The sequence below is a fragment of the Methylobacillus methanolivorans genome, from assembly GCF_044751345.1.
Taxonomy (GTDB): Bacteria; Pseudomonadota; Gammaproteobacteria; order Burkholderiales; family Methylophilaceae; genus Methylobacillus; species Methylobacillus methanolivorans.
Map to the genome: position 1 here is coordinate 1,419,764 of NZ_JBIWXY010000001.1, position 19,446 is coordinate 1,439,209.

Below are 19,446 nucleotides of genomic sequence, written 5' to 3' on the forward strand. Positions count from 1 at the left end.
CTTCGTATTAGCCGAGAACAAGTCACTTTCGCGACAGGAGCAAGAGGAAATACTGCAGCAGGTTAGAAGCTACGCTATCGCAAGCGCAATGCGTTGAGGATGACGATCAAGGAGCTGACAGACATACCGATGGCGGCCATCCACGGTGCGATCAAGCCCGTGGCGGCAAATGGCAATGCCACGGCGTTATATACCAATGCCCAAGTAAAGTTCTGGCGCACCACACTGACAGTAAATCGACCGGTCGCCAGGGCATGCTCTATCTCTTGGAGGCTCTCACCCAGCAGCACGATATCGCCAGAAGCCCTCGCCATTTGCGTGCCGTTACCCATGGCAAACGATACCTGGGCACCAGCCAATACCGGGGCATCGTTAATACCATCACCCACCATCGCCACAACATCGCCACGCTGCTGCATATCACGCAGGGCCGTCAACTTGCCTTCTGGCGTCAAGCCTGCCTGCCAATCGCCAATTCCAGCGATAGCAGCAAAGTGCTGTACGCTGGAGGCCGTATCCCCACTCAATATTGACACGGCAATCTTGCGCGCCTTGAGCTGATCGATCAGCGCCGTGACACCTGGCCGCATGGTATCTGCCAACACAAATGCTGCCAGCACCTGCTGCGCATCACTCAACCACACAATACTGGCTCCAGGCTCCAGGCCTGCAATCTCCGGATAGACCAATTGAGAATTGAGCGCCATGTTGCCAATAAAGTAGCGCTTGCCAAGCACTTCTCCACTCAAGCCACGCCCAGGCTGGTTATTGGCCTCCAGCACGACATAACGCTCTGTGGCAGGTACGGCATCCGTGAAACTACGCGCCAGCGGATGCTCCGAGGCTTGCTCCAAGCTGGCCGCAATACGTAACATCTCACTGGCATCCGCGCCTTGATAGGTCATGGTATTGGTAATACGCGGATGCCCCATGGTCAATGTACCCGTCTTATCGAACACGACATGCGTGACCCTGGCCAGCGATTCCAGCGCATGGCCCCGTGTCAGCAAGACCCCGCGACCAACCAAATGTGACCCGGCGGCAGCAAATGCCGCAGGCGCCGCGAGCGATAACGCGCATGGGCAACTGACAACCAGTACCGCCAGGATAATTTCAAAACAACGCTCAGATGCAATCCACCACCAAGCCAGTCCGATCACGATGACAGCCAGCAAGAGAACCGTGGTGAAATAGATGGCCACTTGATCTGCCACTCTTGCCAGCCGTGGCTTTTCAGCCTGCGCCCTATCCAGCAGACGCGCAATTCCTGCAATCACCGTTTGCTCACCCAGGCCTGTGATCTTTACCTGTAGCGGGCTTTCATAATTGACGCTACCTGCATAGACATAAGCACCAGGCTGCTTGGGAACCGGATGGCTTTCACCAGTCAGCAGGGCCTCGTCCACCTGGCTTTCGCCTTGTGTTACGACACCATCACCGGCAATGGCCTCTCCCGGCTTAATTAACAAGGTGTCTCCCACGCGCAAATCATGCAAAGGCACAATACTCGCTTGCTGCTGTTCATCCAGCCTGGTCGCCATGGGAGGAATCAGGCGATGCAGGTTTTCTGCCGCCTCTACAGATTTCTCGCGCGCATGCCGCTCCAAGTAGCGTGTCGCCAATAAGAAGAAAATCAGCATGGTCAGCGTGTCGTAATAGACGATACCCTGCCCCTGGAACGTCACCCAGACGCTGCCAATAAAACCAGTCACTAGCCCCAGGCTTATCGGCACATCCATGCCTACGCTACGATGCGTGATGCTGCGCCAGGCTGACTGATAAAAAGGCCAGGCTGAATAGATCATCGCTGGCAGCGTCATCACCAAGCTGAACCAGCGCAGCAATTGTTCGGTGGCGGGCTCAAGACCCTGAGCAGGCCCGGCATAGAATGCAACCGCCACCATCATGACTTGTGCGGCAGACAGGCCCGCAATCGCCAATCGGCGAAAATCCTGTCGACGTTGCTGTTCACGCACCGCCTCTTGTTGCTGGGCGCTGAATGGATGGGCGTGATAGCCCAATTTACGTATTTCTGTGAGGATATGGCTCAGGCGGATTTTGCGGTCATCCCAACGTACTCGTGCGCGATGAGACGAGTAATTGATGGAAGCGGATACAACGCCATCCAACTGCTGTAAATGGCGTTCGTTCAGCCAGATGCAAGCGGCACAGGTAATGCCTTCCAGAATCAGCGAGGCTTCCAATACATCGCCAGATTCATCATGCACAAAGCTTTTCTGCACTTCTGGATGATCATAGAGTTCAAGCTGGCGTAGCTCTTCAGGCACCAGTTCATCAGCGGTTTGAGGCAGCTCGGTACGATGCTGGTAATAGCTTTCCAGGCCATTCTCAACAATGGATTCCGCCACAGCCTGGCAACCATGGCAGCACATCCTTCGGCGCTCACCCAGGATGCTAGCGTGGAAATGAGTGTTGCCTGGAACAGGCAACCCGCAATGGTAGCAAGCTGCCTCCATGTCTGGCGGCTTATTCATCGCCGATGAATAGCGACTCCTGCTTGCGGTAGCGTTGGTCACCCTGCTTGACTAACACCTCGGCGACCCAGCGGCCCGAGTCGGGTAGCAGCACATCTGCCGCATATTCGCCCCCAGCCTGCTCTACAAGCGGGTAAACCTTGTCGTCACGGCTATTCGCCATGCGCCAGAAATTCAGCGTGACTTCGGCCTGCGTCACGGCATTGCCATGCTCGTCGCGCACTTGCACCAACATCTGCTGCTGCTTGCCTGGGCTCAAGGTATCCGCACCAATCAACTTTAATTGCCAGCCCAAAGCCTGTTGTTGCTGCAATTGCTCAAGATGAGGTTGATAACTCTTGTTGCGATCATGCGGCATGATGCCGGGGAAAGCAGTATGCACACGCTGATTCTCCGGGCTGGGCAGGAACATGGAGGTCAGGCTTTGTGGCAAGCCACGTCCTGCGACTGACAGCAAGATCGCATTGGAAATCACCAGGCAGATAAAGAAACCAATAATGATTTTGGGGCCCCAATGCATGGTTTGCTTGTTCTGTTTCATGCTACCAAACACGCCCAGCAAGCCGGCATTCGCCAAGAACACCGCAAAGTGGATAGCCAGCACATCGCCCCCTGCCCAATGCTGGGTGCTGTACACGATATACAGGACAAACGGAATTGCACCACTCAACACAGCGGCCCAGAAATTGGCAACCCTGAGAACACGCAGCAGGAAGTAAAGCCCAATGGCAAAGATCAGGCCGCCGAATAAGGTTTCGGCGATGGATAACACAGGAATCAGCTTAAGCATGTATCAATGACTATTGAAATTAGTTTTCACCACAACGGGCTCGGCATCTGCGATCGTCGGGATAATGACAAACGAGAACTCTTTAGTATTACGCGCGATTTCGCTGGCTAGGTCAACCTTGGCATTCAAGCTCAAGCTCTTACCCGCGCGCACACGGATTTCCGGGATATTGCCAAGATCTAGCGCAGCAGCAGGAATACCCTGCACCTTGAGCTCATAACGCTGCTCGAACTCACTCTTGTTGGCGATATTGATCTGGTAACGATTGCGCACGCTACCATCCGACAACATGACAAATAGCGGCTGCCTGATTTGCTGCACATTCGCCTCGGTATCGTTGCGAGTGCCAATGTTGTAGAACAAGATGATTGTGGCCACTATTAGTGCTGAAGCGTACCCCAATACCTTCGGACGCTTCCACTCTAGGCGCGGCTTGTGTGGCGCGGGACTAGCGATGTTCTGCTCTGAATCATAACGGATCAGACCTCGTGGAGAACCAATCGAGTCCATAATGTTATTGCATGCATCAATACACAAACCGCAAGAAATACATTGGTACTGCAAACCATCGCGTATATCGATCCCCGTTGGGCAAACCTGCACACAAAAACCACAGTCAATACAATCTCCATGCCCTGCTGCTTGACGCTCCTCGCGTGTACGCAAGCCCTTGGCAGGCGCCTTACGGCCAGCGCTACCTTCCCCGCGCCGTGTATCATAGGCAACGGCCAGCGTCTCCTGTTCATACATGACACCCTGGAATCTGGCATATGGGCAAGCCAATGTACAAATGTGCTCTCGTGACAAACCCGCAGCAACATAAGTCGTGATGGTCAGGACAATGACCGTGATATATCCGGCTTCAGCAGCCGTACCACTGAACAAGCGTGGTATGAAATCCGGGGCATAGGTGAAATAACAGGCAAACGTCACCCCAGTCCAGAACGAAATCAGTATCATCAGCCCATGCGAGCTACCCATCTTGAGGATTTTCTCGGCGTTCCAGGGCTGCTTTAGCAAGCGCAAGCGTGCAGGCCGCTCTCCCTGAATCATGCGCTCAATCATGATGAAAAGATCTGTCCACAAAGTCTGGAAGCAGAAATAGCCGCACCATGCCCTGCCGATCAAACCTGTAGTAAAGAATAACAATGCGGCAGCAATGAATAGCAGCACCGCCAGCCAGAAGATATCTTGTGGATATACCACCAAGTTAAAAATAAAGAAACGACGCGATTCCAGGTCAAATAACACTGCCTGGCTTGCGGCACTGTTGCGCGACCACGGCAACCACGGCAACAGGAAATACACTGAATAGGCAATCACCATCACCGCGGTCTTGAAGGTACGAAACTTACCTTTCACCGAACGCGTGACAATCGGGATCTGCCGGTTTAGAAGCGGGGATTTGTTAGTACTGCTGGTCGAACTGGTTGCTTCCATAACGCTGGTGACACACCACCCCTCAAAAATGCAACACTCCAAGAAATAAAGGCCCACGCAACCGTGAGCCTTTATTCAACCTCCATGCGCCTTAACGGCCACCACCTAGGCTGTCATGCACATAGACAGTCAAGAGCTTGATTTGTTCTGGCTTCAAGCGACCACCCCAGGCTGGCATGACACCACGATCCAAACCAGCAGTAATGACACGCTTAACTTCAGCCAGCTTGGCTTCTTGACCAGTCTTGCCACCCACATCAGCCCAGAGCCAGATCTTGTCTGTCAGGTTAGCCGAACCCATTTGGGTATTGCCCTTGGCATCGGCACCATGGCAATAGTAGCAACCAGCTTCCTCGCTCTTGAACAACTGCGCGCCAGCTGTTGCCTGGCTCGCATCGTGAGGCTCACCAGACAAGCTCAATACATAATTGGCAAGTTGGGTAATTTGCTGCTCGTTCAGCACTTCCTTGAACGCAGGCATGAAACCGCGACGTCCATGGTCAATAGTCTGATTGATTTCAGCATAAGTACCGCCAAACTGCCAATGGTCATCGGTCAGGTTAGGAGAAAAACCAATCTTGCCCTGGCCGCCAGACTGATGGCAAGGAGCGCAGTTATCAGAAAACAATGTCTTACCCGCAGAGTTCACGAACTGCATCAACTCAGCATCCTTGGATACGTCCTCAAAGGGCATCGCAGCCACCTTGTCGAACCATTGCTTCTGGGTTGCTTGCATCTCGTTCATTTCATGCATGAACTTGGCACGCATGTTCCAGTGAGAAGTCTTCTCCACTTCCTTGCCATCCACCGTAGTAGCGGTATAGGTAATGGTATGCAGCCCAGGAACCCCCTTGGTGAACTTGTCGCCAATCGGCCATGCCGGATAGAGCAACCAGTAAACCACGGTAAAAATGAAAGTAATATAAAAACCCCAAATCCACCATGAAGGCAACGGGTTGGTGTACTCCTCAATCCCATCCCAGCTATGGCCAGTGGTTTTTGGTGTTGTCGTAGTAGCCTTATCCTGACTCATAATGCTTTCCTAACTAGATTTCGTCATCTTGCAGCGGAATATTCTTGTGGCTTTCCAGCCTCTCGCCACGCTTTTTGCTTCCGAAGACATAGAACAAGATGCCGCAGAACACGAGGAAGAAAATCGCCAAGGACAAAGGCTTGGTGTTTTCGAAACGAGTGAACCATAGCAACCATTCCATCGTCTTTACCCCTTAGCGGAACTTGACGAAATAATCGTCATCATATTTCTTGAAATCAACCATGGTACCCAGCACCTGCAAATAGGCCACCAAGGCATCCATTTCGCTGATATTGCTTGGATCGGTATCATAATTACCCAATTGCGCCTGTGCGACTAGGTTCTTCTCCGCATCAGGAATGTGCAACTGTTTGGCGACAGTCTCACCGAATTCCTTCACATTGCGCTCGTATTCCACCTGACTGTTGGAATAAGGAACACCAACACGACGTAAAGCCTTCATCCGATCCTGGATATCGTCATACTTGAGTTCGGTGCTCGCCAACCATGGGTAGTTAGGCATCACGGACTGGGGTACCAGCGAGCGAGGCGCGATCAAATGTTGCGTATGCCAATCATTGGAATACTTACCACCAACGCGAGCCAAATCAGGGCCAGTACGCTTGGAACCCCACTGGAACGGATGGTCATACTTGGATTCAGCTGCCAGGGAATAATGACCGTAGCGCAATGCTTCATCACGGAAAGGACGAATCATCTGCGAATGGCAGAGATAACAACCTTCACGGGTATAAATATCACGGCCACGCTGCTCAAGAGGGGTATAAGGACGCACGCCTTCCACCTTTTCCACTGTCTCCTTGATGAAAAACAGTGGGATGATCTCCACCATGCCGCCTGCACTAATGGCCAGCATGGTAAACACCAGCAAGATACCTAGGTTGCGCTCAATTTTGTCATGCTTCATGAATAACTCCAGTAACTCGTCTCTTTACAATCAAGCGCCGATTAGGCAGCCGCTACATTGAGGCCTGCGTGGGCAGCCGTACTGCCCTGACGGATGGTCCTGAACATGTTGTAGCACATGATGATCATGCCAGTCAGGAAGAACACCCCACCCAATGCACGCATGACGTAGAACGGATGCATCTGGGCAACAGATTCCACGAAGGAATACTGCAAGTTGCCGAAGTCATCAAAAGCACGCCACATCAGACCCTGCATGATGCCGGAGATCCACATCGCGGTGATGTAAAGCAGCACACCGATAGTAGCCAGCCAGAAATGGACATTGATCAGGCGCAAGCTGTACATCTGTGTGTTCCAGATACGTGGAACCAGATGGTACATACTGCCGAAAGTAATCATCGCAACCCAGCCCAATGCACCAGAGTGCACGTGACCTACAGTCCAATCAGTATAGTGAGATAGGGCATTCACATCCTTGAGCGACATCATCGGACCTTCAAAGGTAGACATACCGTAGAAGGACAATGCCACGATGAGGAAGCGGATCACAGGATCTGTACGCAGTTTGTCCCAAGCACCAGACAAGGTCATGATGCCGTTGATCATACCGCCCCAGGATGGCAACAACAGCATGATGGAGAAGGTCGCAGCAAGCGTACCAGTCCAATCAGGCAGAGCTGTCCAATGCAAGTGGTGCGCACCAGCCCACATGTAGAGGAAGATAATTGCCCAGAAGTGCAGGATGGACAAGCGATAGGAATACACTGGACGACCAGCTTGCTTCGGAACGAAGTAGTACATCATGCCCAAGAACGCCGCAGTCAGGAAGAAGCCCACTGCATTGTGACCATACCACCACTGGGTCATCGCATCCTGAGTGCCAGAAAACAAGCTATAGGACTCAAGGGAGAACAACTTCACAGGCACTTGCAGGTTATTGAAAATGTGCAGCAATGCCGTTGCAAGAATGAATGCCAGGTAGAACCAGTTGGCAACATAGATGTGAGGCTGCTTACGCTTAAGCAAGGTGCCGACATAGATCGCCAAGTAAGCTACCCAGACGAACAGAATCAGCAAATCAACTGGCCATGTCATTTCGGCATACTCACGCGCTTGCGTATAGCCGAACATATATCCGAGTGCAGACAACGCCACCGCTGCTTGCCAGCCCCAGAAAGTGAAATTAGCCAAGCCTTCACCGCCGAACAATCGGGCCTGGCAGGTACGCTGAACAACATAATAAGAAGTGGCGAACAAGGCACTACCACCGAAACCAAAGATCACACCGCTGGTATGCACTGGGCGCAAGCGACCAAATGTGATGTATGGGCTATCAAAATTCAGGAACGGAAAGGCCAACTCGGAGGCGATATACACGCCAACGAACATACCAATCGCACCCCAGATCAAGGTCATGATGGCGAACTTGCGAATAATATCGTAGTTATATTGCTCGCTAGTACCAACACCAGCAGACGCAATGCTTGCCGTTGCCATGGTCGCACTCCTCATCTAAAAGTCTATTTGTAAAAAACCGCAAAATTATATTCTTTATCCAAGCCCCTGGACAAGAAAAACCCTAAAAAAATTGGGTAATATCATGCGCCAGCTGCTCGGGTGTTTCATCATGCTTCAAGTAGGCCCGTACTTTTCCTGCGCGATCAACCACATACACCCCCGCACTATGATCCATGGTATAAGCATCTCCCGCATCAGCCTGCCTCTTGGCATATACCACCTTGTAATTTCTGGCGGCTTGCTTCAACTGCTCAGGCGTTCCATACAGCCCTATAAAGCGCTTATCAAAGAACGGTACATACTCAGCCAACACCGCCTGCGTATCGCGCTCAGGGTCAACAGTCACGAACAGCACCTGCACCTCCCCTGCATCCTTACCCAGCAACTTCATCGCATTAGCCATGGAAAGCATGGTAGTTGGGCACACATCCGGACAATGCGTGTATCCAAAAAATACGGCAACCACCCTCCCCTTGAAGTCATCAAGATGGCGCACATTGCCTTCATGATCCATCAAGGCAAACGCCCCGGTCAGCGCCTTATCGCTAATATCCGCACCAAACAAATCCAAATCACGCTGATCCTGCCCACATCCAGCTAACAGTAAAAAAAGCGCGAACAAACAACATCTCAACATCATCCACATACCCATAGCCGACAATCCATAGGATTATCGGCCATCAGGCAAGTTATGCCAAACCGCGCATCAGGAATTGATGCGCGAGCAGGCTTTTAGAAGCGCTTACCAAAACCAAAACCGATGACCCATGGATTAATATCCAAGCTATCAATCTTGGGGCCATTCTTCAGCTTCACATCGGTATCAATCCACAAATACTTCACATCAGCATTCAGCAACCAACCATCCTTGAGGTTGATATCGAAACCAGCTTGCAGGGCAGGCCCCCAACTATTGCGCTCAACGCGAATGTCTTGCCCACCAAGCTGATTAGTGTGCAATCCATTATCCATAAAGCGAGTATAGTTAATACCAGCGCCAACATATGGATCAAATGTTTGATCAGGACGGAAGTGCCACTGAGCAGTCAATGTTGGCGGCAACAAATTCACAGAACCCAGATTCTCACTCGCTACACCATTAGCGCCCTTAATACTTACATCATGACGGGTACCCAAAGCAAGCACCAACTCCAGCGCAATATTCTTAGTAACATAATAAGAAACATCCAACTCAGGAATCACTTGGTCATTCACTTCCAGCTTGGAGCCAGCACCAGCACCAGCCTCTCGATTCAGATACTTGCCCAGATCACTACTTTCGTTCGGGCTCACATTCACTGCCCGCGCACGAATCACCCAATCCCCAGCCTCTGCCATCGCAGCCAAAGGGGACAACAAGGCGCATACCAACAGAACACTTTGCTTCAGTTTCATCATATCTCTCGCTTTATTATTAACCACAAAAAATTTATGGAATTCATTCTACCCCCATTAACCATAATTTAAAAGTGGTTAATAACCTATCAATTTACTCAACTTATTTAGGAGCCATATTATCTAACTGCATCCCTCACAAACCACTGTGTTCCATGGCAACAAAATCAGAAAACCCGCTATTCAAATACAAGGCCTTGCGCGTACAATGGGCGTTTTTGACAGCACTTGGTAACGGAGAAGCAAAGATGTCGATGGCCGACCGCGATGGTCTGATTTGGTATGATGGAAAAATGGTACCCTGGCGCGATGCCACCACACATGTACTGACCCATACATTGCACTATGGCATGGGTGTCTTTGAGGGTGTACGTGCCTATAAAACAGACAAAGGCACTGCAATCTTCCGCCTGCAGGATCATACTGATCGCCTATTCCGCTCCGCCCACATCCTGGGCATGAAGATGCCTTTCGACAAGGCAACCCTGCTGGAAGCGCAAAAAGCCGCGATCCGTGAAAACAATCTTGAATCAGGCTACATGCGTCCAATGGCATTTTATGGCGCAGAAGCCATGGGCATTTCCGCCAAGACTCTGTCTACCCACGTGATAGTGGCTGCATGGAAATGGGGCGCCTATATGGGTGACGATGCCATCAAGCACGGTATCCGCGTCAAGACTTCGTCCTTTGCCCGCCATCACGTCAACATCCACATGTGCAAAGCGAAAGCCAATGGCAACTATATGAACTCCATCCTGGCACATCAGGAAGCAGCCCAAGATGGCTATGATGAAGCTTTGTTACTGGATGTCGATGGCTTTGTTGCCGAAGGCTCAGGTGAAAATATCTTCATCATCCGCAACAACAAGATCTACACGCCAGATTTAACCAGTGCCCTGGAAGGCATTACACGCGACACCGTTGTGCAACTGGCCACCGAATTTGGCTACCAGATCATTGAGAAGCGCATCACACGCGATGAAGTTTACTCAGCAGATGAAGCCTTCTTCACGGGTACTGCGGCAGAAGTAACGCCAATCCGTGAACTGGACAACCGTGCGATTGGTACCGGCACACGCGGCCCAATCACCGAGAAGCTACAGTCGAAGTATTTTGACGTAGTCCATGGCCGCTCTCCAGAGCATATCGGCTGGCTCACCCTGGTCTAACTCAAGGAAAAGATTTCTATATGGCAACAGATATCAAGGAAATTGAGGTCACTGCAAAAGACTTGCCCTTGCATTGTCCAACCAAGGAGGTGGCGCTTTGGTGTTCGCATCCCCGGGTATTCCTTGATATTGCTGCCAATGGGCACGTTGCCTGCCCTTATTGCGGGACTAAATATAAATTAAAAGCAGGCGAAACCATCGCCCAGCATTAATGCAATAAAGCCGGACATGTCCGGCTTTATTTTTACTCCTTGCAACATCCATTGCTGATTTCACAAGCACTCAATCGTGATCTCCCCGCCATGCAACCTCTGGATGAGCTGGGACGCACTACTGTCAGGACTATTGGTCCAACACTTGATCTCTCCCGATAGAGAGGAACCACTGAGCAAAGCGCCCTCATGCAATCGGTGACGCACCTGCCTAGCCACTGCCTCGCCCGTATCAATCAACACGACATCAGGCCCCGCTATCTCGGCAATCAGGGGCTTTACAAAAGGATAGTGCGTACATCCCAGTACAATCGTGTCGGCTCCTGCATCAATGAGCGGCTGGACATATCTAGCGATCAGTGCACGCGTTGTTTCAAAAGTTAACTCACCCTGCTCGACACACTCAACCAAGCCAATGCAGGCCTGGGTGACAATCTTGATATTTTTCCCGTAGTTTTCCAGCAAAGCAGCAAATTGTGCGCTTTGCAGTGTCCCCGTCGTTGCCAATACCCCCACAACACCAGTACGCGTCGCAGCTACTGCGGGCTTCACTGCAGGCTCCATCCCAATAATCGGCAAGTCCAACTCTTGCCTGAGCGAGTGAATCGCAGCAGCGGTTGCCGTATTACAAGCCACAACGATCGCTTTTGCTCCATGCGCTATCAGGAACCGGGCAATGGTACGAGAACGCTCGATAATAAAAGCTTGGGATTTAGGTCCATAAGGCGCGTGCAGTGAGTCCGCAAAGTACAGTAGGGACTCCCTGGGTAATTGCTCATGAATATGTCGCAATACACTCAGACCACCGACCCCGGAATCAAAGATTCCAATTGCAGATGGCAGTTCTGGTTTTCCCGCAGCAAGTGTTGATGAGTAAGGCACGATCTATAAAAAAGTGAATATCCAGATAGTTTACCCAAGCCTACGCTGAGGAGCCAGCAGGCGCATTGCTTTACAATACGACTCATCGCTTCAATAAGGATGAACATGGGTCACCGCTTAAGCAAAATCTATACACGCACCGGCGACGACGGCACGACAGGCCTGGGCAATGGCAGCCGCGTTGAGAAGAACAGCCTAAGGGTAGAGGCAATGGGGTGTATTGATGAGCTGAATGCCGCCTTGGGCATTTTGCTTGCTGAACCACTACCTGAGCAAATCAAGGATGCTTTAGTGCACATTCAACACGATCTTTTTGATTTAGGTGGTGAAATATCTATCCCTGGCTTCCAATTATTGCAAGCTGACCGTGCGACGGCTTTAGAGGAAATATTGGACACGCTCAATGCCCAGCTGCCACCACTCAAGGAGTTTATCTTACCTGGCGGCACACGCCCCGCAGCACTCTGCCATATGGCGCGCACTATCTGCCGCCGTGCAGAGCGAGTCCTGCTTGCCCTGCATCGTCAACATGCAACCTCGCCTGCTGCATTACCTTATCTCAATCGCCTCTCCGACCTGCTGTTCGTCATCGCACGTTATCTTAATCAAGCCGCCGGTCAAAGCGATGTGTTGTGGCAAAAGCAACGCTCGCACAGCAATATAGAAAAATAATATAAAAATATAAAAAAAAAGTATTTTTAACTATTAAACATCATTGCTAAAGTGCGAGCTATCTTTTGCTGCGCACTTTTAAAGAACGTCTACATCATGTCGATATCAATCTGGGCATTTATATTAGGTCTTATCAGTGACCAGAGTCATCACCTGATCTGTCAGGCTACATCCCGCTAAGGCTATGCGCTGGCACCACGTTACCCTCTAGCCACCTTTAATACCTACTGTATCACCAGCGGTTAAACAGCACACTTGTTCATAAGCAAGGCTCGCTCACCAGTCTACTGGAAGCGACACAACAATCAGGGAGATTTATCTTGTTCAATAAAACTGGGCTTATCCAGCTATTGATTGCCAGCGGCATTACGCTCACGGCAGGACTCAGCTATGCTGCCGAAGAGGCCGCAAACACCGCACTTTCAGCGGAAGAAATAGATCAACAAGCACGCATCAAGGCTCGCAAAGCTGAGATTGCAGCCGAGGCAGCCTTGGCAAAAAAAGCCGAAAAAGGCTATTGGGTAGCACCTCGTGCTTATGGAACGCAACGTGAGACAGAGCCTCCACGCTTTGTGAAACCCATTGAAAAAACCTGGTTAAAGAAATATACCGATATTGACTGGTTAGATGTGGGCGCAGACTATCGCTTCCGCTACGAAAACCGTGAAAACGACTTCCGCCGAGGCGTTAACGTCACCGACGAACCTTTCCTGTTACGTTCACGTATTTATGTAGCCGTGCGCAATAAATTTGATCCATTACGTTTCACGCTGGAAGCCGAAGATGCGCGTCGCAACCACAGCAACTTCGCCCGTGATAACCGCGATGTCGACTTGGCAGAACCTATCCAGGCTTATGCAGAACTGTTCTTCAAGGATGGTTTAGGCAAGGATGATCTCGGTAATGATCGCCCGGTGAGCATCAAGGCTGGCCGTATGGCATTTGAACAGCTTGATCGCCGCTTAATCGCACGTAACGAATGGCGTAATACAACAAACACATTCCAAGGCGTGCGCGCCACCTTCGGCCAGCACAAGAACGACTGGGAGCTGGATCTGTTTGCGTTACAGCCTATCGTGCGCTTCACCGAGCAACTTAATCAGCGCGACAAGGCACAATGGTTTTATGGTGCTGTATTCGATTGGCGCAAATGGTCTGATGTCATTACGCTGTCTCCTTCATACTTCTATCTCAAGCAAGATGGCGATGAAGTGAAATACAACGCTTCCGGTGCCAGAGTGACCGGCGTCAATGATTTCAAGGATAGAGAAATACACACTGCTGGCTTGCGTGGCTATGGCCTGATCGGCCAGACCGGGTTTGATTACGATGCCAGCTACTATCGCCAATGGGGTGAGGAAGACAGAACCCCTACGGCCAAGCGTGATTATCGTGCCTACTCTTATATTGCCGAAATTGGCTATACCGCTGACCATGCATGGAAACCACGCTTCAGCGCAAACTACGGTGTAGCTAGTGGCGATAAAAACTCCAGCACAGGTACGAACGAACGCTTTGACCGACTGTTCGGCTTTGCCCGTCCATGGTCTAGCAATGATTACATCCAAATGGAAAACATCAATGCCACCAAGATACGCGCCGAGTTCAGCCCTTTCACCGGGGTCAATATCGATACCGGTTATAGTTGGTATAAGCTTGATAACGCCACTGATCGCTGGGGTGCGGGTAATAACCTGAGAGATGCCACTGGAAACAGTGGCCGTGATCTCGGCGAGGAATGGGATATCCGCGTGCGCTTCCCTGTCGTCAAACAAGTATCAGCCAACGTAGGCTACGCCTATTTCAAGGGTGGTGACTTTATCAAAAACGCTGCAGCAACCGCGGATCGCAAAGACTCTTCCAACTTCTTCTATGTTGAATTGACAGTCAGCGCCTTCTAATCGCTACTACTCAGGTATACCTCCACTTAACCGGCAGCCCATGGCTGCCGGTTTTTTTACACCTCAATATTCCATAAAATATATAAAAATATAAAAACAAATTATTTTTAACTATTTAATAACCTTGCTACAGTGCACCTACTCATTGAACACAGCCAAGGGCAAAGGTATGTCACACGAATCCAAACAGAAACCCAACGATGACGTGATTCAGGAAATTCTGCGTTCAATTGACCTACTGCGTTTTGGCTCGATTGAAATCACCGTACACGATGGGCGGGTGACACAGATAGAGCGTCGAGAAAAAGTGCGCTTCAACAGTGACACTCAAAAAATTAAGCCCGCCCTGCAAAGCGCGGCTAATCACTAAATCGATAATAAAAAGGATTGTTGCATGAAACGTTTTTTACCTCACTTGGCCAGCCTCCTCACCCTGACCGCATTAAGCAGCTCGCTGACGGTATTGGCTGCTGATGTCACCTTATTGAATGTCTCCTACGACCCGACCCGGGAGCTTTATCAGGAATACAACAGTGCATTTGCCAAATACTGGCAAGCAAAAACAGGCGATAAGGTCACCATCAAAGCTTCTCATGGCGGCTCGGGCAAACAAGCCCGCTCCGTGATTGATGGCTTGCAGGCCGACGTCGTCACTCTGGCATTGGCCTACGATGTGGATGCATTGGCAGAGAAAGGCAAGCTGGTCAACAAGGACTGGATTACCCGCCTGCCTGACAATAGCTCCCCCTATACCTCCACGATTGTTTTTCTGGTGCGTAAAGGCAACCCAAAGAACATCAAGGATTGGGACGACCTGATCAAACCTGGCATCAAGGTAGTCACACCCAACCCCAAGACATCCGGTGGCGCACGCTGGAACTACTTGGCAGCCTGGGCATATGGCCAGAAGAAATTCAATAACGATGAAGCCAAGACCCGCGAATTCATTGGCAAGATTCTGAAGAACGTACCGGTTCTTGATTCTGGTGCTCGCGGCGCTACCACTACCTTTGTAGAGCGTGGCATCGGCGATGTACTGCTGGCATGGGAAAACGAAGCTTTCTTGGCGCAGAAAGAGCTTGGGCCCGACAAGTTTGAGATTGTCGCTCCGTCACTTTCCATCCTAGCTGAGCCCTCCATTTCTGTCGTCGACAAGGTCGTCGATAAGCGTGGCACTCGCAAAGTAGCAGAGGCCTATCTTGAGCACCTATATAGCGAAGAAGGCCAAGAGATTGCCGCCAAAAACTATTACCGTCCTCGCCTGGACTCAGTCGCCAAGAAATATGAGAAGTTTTTCCCTAAATTGACGCTGGTGACGATTGATTCAGCTTTTGGTGGTTGGCAAAAAGCGCAAAAAACGCATTTTGCTGATGGCGGTACCTTTGATCAGATTTACCAACAATAAACCTTAATTTCTTGATTAACGGGCGGCGCCAAGCACAACCTGGCACCGCCAGCAGCCAAAGGAGACTCTTATCATGAGCACTGCGTTAATTGTAGGTGGCGACCAAATTGAAGGCATCAAGCAAGAGCTATCCAATTTTGGTGTTACGCATATCAACCACTGGTCAGGCCGTAAAGTTGGTGATGGCAAAAAAGTCATTCCCCAAGACACTGACCTCATCGTATTGGTGACTGACTGGATCAGCCACACCTTCACTCACAAGATCAAGCAGAGCGCAGCCAAGCGCGGCGTCAGGATTGTATATACGCCGAATGGCCCAAGTGCATTGCGCATACGCCTGAAGCAAATCAACCCAGACTACGTCCAGGAGAGTGAGTGTAGCGTCCAATACCAAAGCCAGTGGCAAGCGCGCCACTCACTGAATTAACCAGCAATCAAGATTTGATGTAGCAAAAGGAGTTTTATCATGGCAATTCACGCAATTAATGTCCGTAACCAATTTCGCGGCAGGATCAAAGAAATCGTTCTGGGGCCTGTGGTCTCTGAAGTCGATGTCGAGACTCCGGTAGGTATCGTCACATCAGTCATCACCACGCGCTCAGTCAATGAACTGAACTTGCAGATTGGCACTGAAGTCTTGGCGCTGATCAAAGCGACTGAGGTTTCTCTCGCCAAGGTTTAATTAGCCACGCTCAGGCGCAACGCAAGCCTGATGTCATGAATAAAAAGGCCAGGGATTGCTCCCTGGCCTTTTGTGTTATTACGTTCTTAAGTTAATACATTAACGCTTGGCAGATGCCAGCTTGAGCAACACGCTCTGTAGCACATCAACCTCTGCATAAGTGTTATAGAACGCCAGTGAAGGTCTGACCGTGGTTTCTACACCGAAGCGTCGCAATATAGGTTGCGCGCAATGATGCCCAGAGCGTACAGCGATGCCTTCCTGATTTAATGCCGCACCAACTTCCTCACTCTTGTAACCATGTAAATTGAATGAAAGTACGCTGGCCTTATTCTGAGCAGTCCCGATTAACCGCAGGCCAGGCACTTTATTCAAGGCAGCGGTGGCATACACCAGAATATCATGCTCATAGCGAGCAATATTTTCAATGCCCAAGCGCTCTACATATTCAAGGGCGGCCCCCATGCCAACCGCATCCGCGATATTTCCCGTGCCTGCCTCAAACTTGGCCGGAGCACCATGGTAGATGGTTTTCTCGAAGGTGACATCTTGAATCATGTTGCCGCCACCTTGCCAGGCTGGCATATCATCAAGCACTTCAGCCTTGCCATATAACGCACCTATGCCTGTCGGGCCAAAAATCTTGTGTCCGGAAAACACGAGGAAATCACAATCTAGCGCCTGAACATCCGTACGCATGTGGGAAACCGACTGGGCACCATCCAGCAGCACTTTTGCACCCACGGCATGCGCCATAGCGATCATCTGTTGTGCGGGCGTAACTGTCCCTAAAGCATTGGACACTTGCGTAAACGACACCAGCTTGGTACGTGAGGTTAAGAGTTTTTGGTATTCATCCAGCAACACTTGGCCACTATCATCGACAGGGACTACCTTCAACTTGGCCCCTGTTTCCTGGCATAGCTGTTGCCAGGGGACGATATTGGCATGATGTTCCAGGTTGGTGACCACGATCTCGTCTCCCTCACCCAGATGCTTCCTGCCCCAAGTTTTGGCCACCAAGTTAATCGCTTCGGTCGTCCCGCGTACAAACACGATATTTTCCACCGCAGGCGCATTGATAAAGCGCCGCACCGTTTCACGCGCGCCTTCGTAAGCATCAGTTGCACGCGCGGCCAACTCATGTGCTGCACGGTGAATATTGGAGTTTTCGTGCTGATAAAAATACGACAGGCGATCAATCACCACTTGCGGCTTCTGCGTTGTCGCCGCGTTATCCAGCCAGATCAATGGCCTGCCATTGACCAACTCACGCAAAATAGGGAAATCCTTGCGCACCAAGTTAACGTCAAACGCTGGATGAGCAGAATCTGCAACAGCAGGCGCCTTAGGTGACTCGGCGAGGAAGTAGTAAGGCGAAGAAGCCTTGCTTGCAGGAGCTTTGCCAGAGCCTGTACCAGCCCCAAGCACGCTGCTCAGCGGAGATGCCAACAATCCCAAATCGATAGCATAAGGAATATCGACCCCACCCAACAGACTGCTGACATCCAGCCCAGATAGACTTGGAGTCGGGCCAACAGCATCCACACGCTCCTCGCTGAATGCGGAGGGCAAGTCAGAAGGAGATACCCCAAGACTAGGTGCACTGAAGGCTACTGTTTCCGCCCCCGGGATAACATTGCTTGCTGCGGGAAAGCCCATTGGCGCCGCAGACATCACGGATGGTGCAGCCGGGACCGGAGCACCGATAGTTGGGCTACCCGCCGCAAAAGGCGCGGCTGAATCAGACAGTGAAGTGACTGAGGGTGGATCTTGTGGCAAGCGAGGGAAACCTTCCGCGTAAAGCTCATTGGCAATACGGGTCAGCTCATCAACATCCAAGTGACCACTCGCCTGGGCATCCCGACCCACGGCCAATGCAGCCGCCATCCGTGGATGCTCACCAGGCACAGAAGCCAGGATGGCCTCTGGCTCGAAAGAAGATAGATCGTTCAGGTTACTTGTAGTCATAGTAGTTGCCTACGTCTACATTCTCCAGCACAGCAATCGCATCTTCGGTCAATACCGCCAGCGAGCAATAGAGTGATACCAGGTAGGAAGCAATCGCCTTGTGGTTAATACCCATGAAACGTACTGAAAGCCCCATGCTTTGCTGCCCTGGCAGATTAGGCTGGTAAAGGCCAACAACCCCTTGACGGCTCTCGCCCGTGCGCAACAACAGGATATTGGTCTTACCCTTGGTCACGCGCAGCTTGTCGCAAGGGATTAATGGAATACCACGCCAAGTAATGAATTGTGAGCCAAACATGCTCACTGTTGGCGGTGGCACGCCACGACGTGTGCACTCACGACCAAATGCGGCGATCGCTTGCGGATGAGCCAGGAAAAATGCCGGCTCCTTCCATACCCGGGAAATCAACTCATCGAAATCATCAGGCGTTGGTGATCCAGTACGCGACTTGACCTTCTGGTCAGCGGCTACATTGTGCAACAATCCATATTCCTTGTTGTTGATCAGTTCACTTTCCTGGCGCTCCTTCACTGTTTCAATGGTCAGGCGCAATTGCTCGCGGATTTGGTTGTGAGGGCTGCTGTAAAGATCAGAAATACGGGTATGCACATCCACCACGGTGTTCACCGCATTCAATACATATTCGCGCCCCCACTCTTCATAATCAACGAACGTAGCTGGCAACTCACGCTCATCCTTATTGGAGCAATCTACCTCTACATTGTGGTTGTCTTTTACCTTATTGACACGATAGATACCCGCCTCGACAGGCACCCATTGCATCAGGTGCACCAGCCAACGCGGCGTAATGGACCCAAGCATGGGAACAGTCTTGGTTGCATTGGCAAGGGTACGCGCTGCGACATCACCCAATGCGGTATGGGCCTGATGAATATCTGACATGAAAACTCTCCTAAAAATGACCAATCAATGGCGGGCCGATGCCCACC

General features: G+C 51.0%; 20 protein-coding genes. 8 read left to right on the top strand and 12 right to left on the bottom strand.

What is annotated here, in order from left to right:
• Positions 1–74: 74 nt before the first annotated feature.
• The 9 genes from ACIKP9_RS06640 to ACIKP9_RS06680 all read right to left on the bottom strand — a co-directional run bounded on the left by ACIKP9_RS06640 (position 75) and on the right by ACIKP9_RS06680 (position 9,601).
• Complete coding sequence (locus ACIKP9_RS06640; RefSeq protein WP_400880846.1) at positions 75–2,495, bottom strand: heavy metal translocating P-type ATPase; 2,421 nt, start codon at positions 2,493–2,495, stop codon at positions 75–77.
• The gene (locus ACIKP9_RS06645; RefSeq protein ID WP_400880848.1) at positions 2,488–3,285 is read right to left on the bottom strand and encodes a FixH family protein; all 798 of its coding nucleotides are present in this window, start codon (positions 3,283–3,285) and stop codon (positions 2,488–2,490) included. Before ACIKP9_RS06645 ends, ACIKP9_RS06640 begins: the two co-directional genes overlap by 8 nt.
• A gap of 3 nt (positions 3,286–3,288) precedes the next feature.
• Positions 3,289–4,725 (bottom strand): cytochrome c oxidase accessory protein CcoG, encoded by a 1,437-nt coding sequence (ccoG, locus tag ACIKP9_RS06650; protein WP_400880850.1) that lies wholly within the window; start codon positions 4,723–4,725, stop codon positions 3,289–3,291.
• A gap of 91 nt (positions 4,726–4,816) precedes the next feature.
• Positions 4,817–5,758 (bottom strand): cytochrome-c oxidase, cbb3-type subunit III, encoded by a 942-nt coding sequence (gene ccoP / locus ACIKP9_RS06655; RefSeq protein WP_230347915.1) that lies wholly within the window; start codon positions 5,756–5,758, stop codon positions 4,817–4,819.
• 13 nt (positions 5,759–5,771) lie between these two features.
• Complete coding sequence (locus ACIKP9_RS06660) at positions 5,772–5,939, bottom strand: cbb3-type cytochrome c oxidase subunit 3 (RefSeq protein WP_230347916.1); 168 nt, start codon at positions 5,937–5,939, stop codon at positions 5,772–5,774.
• A gap of 12 nt (positions 5,940–5,951) precedes the next feature.
• A complete protein-coding gene (ccoO, locus tag ACIKP9_RS06665) occupies positions 5,952–6,686 on the bottom strand; it encodes a cytochrome-c oxidase, cbb3-type subunit II (RefSeq protein WP_400880853.1) in 735 nt (244 codons plus the stop codon).
• A 41-nt stretch (positions 6,687–6,727) separates the two neighbouring features.
• The gene (ccoN, locus tag ACIKP9_RS06670; protein WP_230347918.1) at positions 6,728–8,185 is read right to left on the bottom strand and encodes a cytochrome-c oxidase, cbb3-type subunit I; all 1,458 of its coding nucleotides are present in this window, start codon (positions 8,183–8,185) and stop codon (positions 6,728–6,730) included.
• Between the two features lie 82 nt (positions 8,186–8,267).
• Positions 8,268–8,777 carry an SCO family protein gene (locus ACIKP9_RS06675; protein ID WP_400880855.1) on the bottom strand — a complete coding sequence of 170 codons (510 nt, stop codon included), beginning with the start codon at positions 8,775–8,777 and terminating at the stop codon, positions 8,268–8,270.
• Positions 8,778–8,938: 161 nt separating this feature from the next.
• A complete protein-coding gene (locus ACIKP9_RS06680; protein WP_400881894.1) occupies positions 8,939–9,601 on the bottom strand; it encodes an OmpW/AlkL family protein in 663 nt (220 codons plus the stop codon).
• A 248-nt stretch (positions 9,602–9,849) separates the two neighbouring features.
• Here ACIKP9_RS06680 and ACIKP9_RS06685 point away from each other — a divergent pair, with 248 nt between their 5' ends.
• Positions 9,850–10,770 carry a branched-chain amino acid transaminase gene (locus tag ACIKP9_RS06685; RefSeq protein WP_400881896.1) on the top strand — a complete coding sequence of 307 codons (921 nt, stop codon included), beginning with the start codon at positions 9,850–9,852 and terminating at the stop codon, positions 10,768–10,770.
• Positions 10,771–10,790: 20 nt separating this feature from the next.
• Complete coding sequence (locus ACIKP9_RS06690) at positions 10,791–10,982, top strand: zinc-finger domain-containing protein (RefSeq protein WP_400880857.1); 192 nt, start codon at positions 10,791–10,793, stop codon at positions 10,980–10,982.
• 60 nt (positions 10,983–11,042) lie between these two features.
• Here the strand turns inward: ACIKP9_RS06690 and murI are convergent, their stop codons facing one another.
• Complete coding sequence (murI, locus tag ACIKP9_RS06695) at positions 11,043–11,864, bottom strand: glutamate racemase (protein ID WP_400880859.1); 822 nt, start codon at positions 11,862–11,864, stop codon at positions 11,043–11,045.
• Positions 11,865–11,969: 105 nt separating this feature from the next.
• On the opposite strand from murI, the gene ACIKP9_RS06700 reads away from it, so the two are divergent.
• From ACIKP9_RS06700 to ACIKP9_RS06725, 6 genes are all read left to right on the top strand, one after another.
• Positions 11,970–12,536, top strand: coding sequence for a cob(I)yrinic acid a,c-diamide adenosyltransferase (locus tag ACIKP9_RS06700; protein ID WP_400880861.1), 567 nt, complete (start codon positions 11,970–11,972; stop codon positions 12,534–12,536).
• Between the two features lie 320 nt (positions 12,537–12,856).
• Complete coding sequence (locus tag ACIKP9_RS06705) at positions 12,857–14,437, top strand: alginate export family protein (RefSeq protein WP_400880863.1); 1,581 nt, start codon at positions 12,857–12,859, stop codon at positions 14,435–14,437.
• 169 nt (positions 14,438–14,606) lie between these two features.
• Positions 14,607–14,807 (top strand): YezD family protein, encoded by a 201-nt coding sequence (locus tag ACIKP9_RS06710; protein WP_400880865.1) that lies wholly within the window; start codon positions 14,607–14,609, stop codon positions 14,805–14,807.
• 24 nt (positions 14,808–14,831) lie between these two features.
• Positions 14,832–15,842, top strand: a complete 1,011-nt coding sequence (locus ACIKP9_RS06715) for a sulfate ABC transporter substrate-binding protein (RefSeq protein ID WP_400880867.1) — start codon at positions 14,832–14,834, stop codon at positions 15,840–15,842.
• A gap of 73 nt (positions 15,843–15,915) precedes the next feature.
• Positions 15,916–16,269 carry a DUF2325 domain-containing protein gene (locus tag ACIKP9_RS06720; RefSeq protein WP_400880869.1) on the top strand — a complete coding sequence of 118 codons (354 nt, stop codon included), beginning with the start codon at positions 15,916–15,918 and terminating at the stop codon, positions 16,267–16,269.
• A 39-nt stretch (positions 16,270–16,308) separates the two neighbouring features.
• The gene (locus ACIKP9_RS06725; RefSeq protein WP_230347929.1) at positions 16,309–16,524 is read left to right on the top strand and encodes a TOBE domain-containing protein; all 216 of its coding nucleotides are present in this window, start codon (positions 16,309–16,311) and stop codon (positions 16,522–16,524) included.
• 99 nt (positions 16,525–16,623) lie between these two features.
• Here the strand turns inward: ACIKP9_RS06725 and ACIKP9_RS06730 are convergent, their stop codons facing one another.
• Both ACIKP9_RS06730 and ACIKP9_RS06735 read right to left on the bottom strand, forming a co-directional pair.
• Positions 16,624–18,495, bottom strand: coding sequence for a family 2A encapsulin nanocompartment cargo protein cysteine desulfurase (locus ACIKP9_RS06730; protein ID WP_400880871.1), 1,872 nt, complete (start codon positions 18,493–18,495; stop codon positions 16,624–16,626).
• On the bottom strand, positions 18,482–19,399 hold the full coding sequence (locus ACIKP9_RS06735) for a family 2A encapsulin nanocompartment shell protein (RefSeq protein WP_400880873.1): 918 nt from the start codon (positions 19,397–19,399) through the stop codon (positions 18,482–18,484). Before ACIKP9_RS06735 ends, ACIKP9_RS06730 begins: the two co-directional genes overlap by 14 nt.
• Between the last annotated feature and the right edge of the window lie 47 nt (positions 19,400–19,446).